The 4,161-nt window shown below is 71.1% G+C and carries 6 protein-coding genes; 1 reads left to right on the plus strand and 5 read right to left on the minus strand.

Annotation, left to right across the window (positions count from 1 at the left end; translation table 11 throughout):
• Positions 1-371: 371 nt before the first annotated feature.
• The 3 genes from rplT to infC all read right to left on the minus strand — a co-directional run bounded on the left by rplT (position 372) and on the right by infC (position 1,853).
• Positions 372-755 carry a 50S ribosomal protein L20 gene (gene rplT / locus GWI24_RS41335; protein WP_020867202.1) on the minus strand — a complete coding sequence of 128 codons (384 nt, stop codon included), beginning with the start codon at positions 753-755 and terminating at the stop codon, positions 372-374.
• Positions 756-868: 113 nt separating this feature from the next.
• Positions 869-1,063 (minus strand): 50S ribosomal protein L35, encoded by a 195-nt coding sequence (rpmI, locus tag GWI24_RS41340; RefSeq protein WP_020867203.1) that lies wholly within the window; start codon positions 1,061-1,063, stop codon positions 869-871.
• 148 nt (positions 1,064-1,211) lie between these two features.
• Positions 1,212-1,853: a translation initiation factor IF-3 gene (gene infC / locus GWI24_RS41345; RefSeq protein ID WP_308344264.1), complete on the minus strand. Its 642-nt coding sequence runs from the start codon at positions 1,851-1,853 to the stop codon at positions 1,212-1,214.
• A gap of 444 nt (positions 1,854-2,297) precedes the next feature.
• Here infC and GWI24_RS41350 point away from each other — a divergent pair, with 444 nt between their 5' ends.
• Complete coding sequence (locus GWI24_RS41350) at positions 2,298-2,663, plus strand: DUF1844 domain-containing protein (RefSeq protein WP_014056105.1); 366 nt, start codon at positions 2,298-2,300, stop codon at positions 2,661-2,663.
• Positions 2,664-2,747: 84 nt separating this feature from the next.
• On the opposite strand, the gene GWI24_RS41355 is transcribed toward GWI24_RS41350, so the two are convergent.
• Both GWI24_RS41355 and GWI24_RS41360 read right to left on the minus strand, forming a co-directional pair.
• Positions 2,748-3,563 (minus strand): MIP family channel protein, encoded by an 816-nt coding sequence (locus GWI24_RS41355; protein WP_210951172.1) that lies wholly within the window; start codon positions 3,561-3,563, stop codon positions 2,748-2,750.
• Between the two features lie 105 nt (positions 3,564-3,668).
• Positions 3,669-4,161, minus strand: a 493-nt coding sequence (locus tag GWI24_RS41360; RefSeq protein WP_210951173.1) for an SseB family protein, incomplete at its 5' end; no start/stop codon positions are given.

Consider the following 4,161-nt stretch of genomic DNA (forward strand, 5'->3'; position numbering starts at 1 on the left):
CGGCAGCGCCGCACCCAGCTGCGGGCGACCGTCCCGCGCGGCGGAACGTGCCCCGTTGTGGGCAATCGTCCCGCGGGGCGGCACGGGTGGGCACAACCCGGCCACCGGGCCGCACCCGGCGACGAAACCTCAGGGGGCACATCCCGTCCACCGGCCCGCACCCGGAAACGAGACCCCAGGGACACAACCCAGCCACCGGCCCGCACCCGGAAACAAGACCCCAGGGGCACAACCCAGCCACCGGGCCGCGCCCGGGGGGGCAAACCCAAGGGGCCGCGAACGTGGACGGGGCCGCAGGGGGCACCTACATGCGCGGACCCGCAGGTGAAGCCTTCACCTGCGGGTCCACTCGGCAATGCTCAGCGCAGCGATTACGCGGCCTTCGGCGCGTTCACATCGCTCGGCAGCGCCTTCTGCGCAGCCTCCACCAACACCGCGAACGCGTTCGCGTCATTGACCGCGAGGTCCGCCAGAATCTTGCGGTCGACCTCGATGTTCGCGGCCTTCAGACCCTGGATGAAGCGGTTGTACGTCATGCCGTTGGCGCGGGCAGCGGCGTTGATGCGCTGGATCCACAGCTGGCGGAAGTCGCCCTTGCGCTTCTTGCGGTCGTTGTAGTTGTAGACCAGAGAGTGGGTGACCTGCTCCTTGGCCTTGCGGTACAGGCGGGAGCGCTGGCCCCGGTAGCCGCTGGCCTGCTCGAGGATCGCCCGGCGCTTCTTGTGGGCGTTGACTGCCCGCTTGACGCGTGCCACTTGTTTAACTCCTTGTACGGGGCCGCGGGTGACTCACGCGGCCCGGAAACGAATAGGTCCCGGTGGGTCCCGGTCTGGCGCTCGCCGCGCCCCGCCGGAGCGGGGCAGCGGCGTCACTTGCCGAGAAGCTTCTTGATCTTCTTGGCGTCGGCAGGGGCCATCTCGACCTTTCCGGCCAGGCGGCGCGTCAACGTGGACGGCTTGTGCTCGAGAAGGTGGCGGCGACCGGCGCGCTGGCGCACCACCTTGCCGGAGCCGGTGAGCTTGAAGCGCTTGCTGGCACCGCTGTGCGTCTTGTTCTTCGGCATGTCGCCGTTCTCTCCTCGTCGGGGCGCCTCCGAAGCGGCCGGGGCACGGCGGGGGCCGTGGTCCGGCTCGTACGGATGCGTCATGCGTTTCGGTTGGTGTCCGGAGCCGTGCGGCCCCGGGCGGGCGGTCGAGGCTCGCGCCTCTCAATCACGCCTCGGCGGGCTCCTCGGCGGGCTCCTCGACGGACGCGTCCGGGGACTGGTCCAGGTGAGGAACACCCTGGCGCTCCGCCTTGCGGGCGGCCTGCGCCTCACGGGCTTCGGCCATCGCCTCGGTCTTCTTCTTGTGCGGACCGAGAACCATGATCATGTTTCGGCCGTCCTGCTTGGGGTTGGACTCCACGAAGCCCAGCTCCTGGACGTCCTCCGCGAGCCGCTGCAGCAGCCGGTAGCCCAGCTCGGGCCGGGACTGCTCACGGCCACGGAACATGATCGTGATCTTGACCTTGTCGCCCTGCTTGAGGAACCGGACGACGTGACCCTTCTTGGTGTCGTAGTCGTGCGGGTCGATCTTCGGCCGGAGCTTCATCTCCTTGATGACCGTGTGCGCCTGGTTCTTGCGCGCCTCACGGGCCTTCATGGCCGACTCGTATTTGAACTTTCCGTAGTCCATGAGCTTGCAGACCGGCGGACGGGCGTTCGCCGCCACCTCGACCAGGTCGAGGTCGTACTCCTGCGCAAGCTCCAGGGCCTTGGCAAGCGGCACAATGCCGACCTGCTCGCCACTGGGACCGACGAGTCGCACCTCGGGGACGCGAATCCGGTCGTTGATGCGGGGCTCGGCGCTGATGGATCCTCCTCGGTTGCACCACGCGACCGCCTGGCGGACTGCCGCGTAACGTCTCTTAGGTTGAGACCACCGCGTCGTGACGCACAAAACGCCCCGACGGGTACACAGGCGGGGCTCCTCACTGACCGGGAGCACCGCCGCGATATCACCGCGGGGCGCAGCCTGACCGATGACCTGCCAACCATAGGTCGGGAGGTGGGAGCGTGGAGCCTCCACTTGTGGGCCGGACACACAGGTGACCGGCCGGTCGTTTATCTACGATACCAGCACCCAGAGCGGGATGCTCACCCGCCGCGTCCCGGCATCCGCCCGTTCGCCGGGTCCTCGGTCTCTCACTTCGCCCGTCCCTCCCGTTCCTGTGAACTCACCCGCCCCGTGCGTACGGTGCCGGGCGGCCGCCTAGGCTGGGGCACACCGTCCATCAGGAAGTGAGCCCCGACCACCATGAGCGACGCCAACGCCGGGCAGCCGCCGGCCCCCGACTTCGACCGGATGACCCGGGACATCGCGGATGTGCCCGCCGTCGAGGTGATCACCACGGTCGCGGTGCACCTGATGAGCGCCGCCGCGGTCAATCTGGGCCTGGCCGAGGAGGGCCCCCAGCACAAGGACTTGGACGAGGCGCGGAAGCTGATCAACGCTCTGGCGGGGCTGGTCACGGCCAGCGCCACGGAGATCAGCTCCTTCCACGCCGCTCCGCTGCGGGACGGCCTGAAGTCCCTCCAGCTCGCCTTCCGCGAGGCGTCGGTGGTGCCGGACGAGCCGGGGCAGGGGCCCGGCGAGAAGTTCACCGGCCCGGTCTTCGGCTGACCGGCTGCCGTCTTCGCCCGACCGGCTGCCCCCTTACGGCCGGGCCCCCGGCAACGACTCGGGCCGCCTCCGGACCCTCGTCGCTCAGGCCGCCTCCGGGCCCTTGGTCTCCGGACCCTTGGTCTCCGGGCCGCCCGCCTCGGGGCGATGGCCGCCCCGCATCCGTCCCCACGGCCCGGTCGCCGGGGGCGGATGCGCCTCCTCCCGCTCGGCCCGGCCCGCCGGATGGAGATGGGTGAACCGGTGCACCACGGCGGCGAGCACCCCGCCGACCAGCGGTGCCACGATGAACAGCCACAGTTGGCCCAGCGCATCGCCGCCCGCGAAGATCGCGGGGCCGAAGCTGCGCGCCGGATTGACCGAGGCCCAGGTCAGCGGGATGCCGATCAGGTTGACCGCGGCGAGGGCGAGGCCCACCGGGACCGGTTCGGCGCCGACCATCGGCACCGCGTGGGTCACCGTGAGGAAGACGAAGACCAGCAGGAAGGTCAGCAGCACCTCGGCGAGGAAGGCCCCGCCCGCGCCCATGCCCACGGGTGAGCGGCCGCCGTAGCCGTTGCTGCCGAAGGCGCCGGCCGTCTGGAGCCGGGGCACCTGGTTGGCGAGCAGGAACAGGATCGCCGCGCCCACGATCGCGCCGACGAACTGCGCGACCCAGTACTGGACGGCCCTACGGATGTCGATGCGCCTGGCCAGCAGCACACCGAGGGTCACCGCCGGGTTGATGTGGCAGCCCGAGATGCGTCCGAACGCGAAGGCGATCGCGATCAGCGTGAAGCCGAAGGCGAGCGAGATCCCGAGGGCGTTGATGTAGTCGCCCGCCAGGACCAGCGAACCGACTCCGAAGAGGACCAGCATCGCGGTCCCGATGAACTCCGCTACGACCGTTCTCGTCTCCATGGCGCTCTCCTCACGCAGATTCCGACCGCCAGTCGCCTAAGCATTGTGGGCGGAATCGGGAGGATTCGCCTGTTGGTCCGAATAGGGAGGGCCGGGCCCCGACCCTCAGCGGCTGAAGAGCGGCTCGCCGGGGACCCGCGCGTCCGGCGGCAGCAGTGCCAGGGTCAGCCCGCGCACCAGCCGCGCCCGCAGCACCTCGTCGGCGGCCAGGGCGCCCGCCACCCGGTGCGCCGTCTCGCGCGCGGGCGCCTCCGGCGTCAGGGCGAGCGCGAGCATCCCGTCGGCGTCCGCCGCCGGGGCCAGATGGGCCCGGAGCACCTCCGGCTCGGCGGCCAGCACGGTGCGCACCGCCTCGGTCACGGCCGGGTCGGCGAGCGGATCGGCGCTGGTCCGCCCCTCGGCGAGGGCCAGCAGGGCGGGGCCGGTCAGCTGGTACGGCACCGGGCCCGCGAGGTCCAGGACCAGGGTGTCCGCCTTCTCATGGGCGGTGGCCTCCAGCGCCTGACGCAGCGGTACGGCCACGGGCCGGGCGTCCGGGCGCCAGCGGGCCAGCGTCTCGAGCGAGGTGAACGCGGGCAGCGCGCGCCTGCCGTCGGGG

Origin of the sequence: Streptomyces sp. MK37H, assembly GCF_018035285.1 — a bacterium.
GTDB lineage: Bacteria > Actinomycetota > Actinomycetes > Streptomycetales > Streptomycetaceae > Streptomyces > Streptomyces endocoffeicus.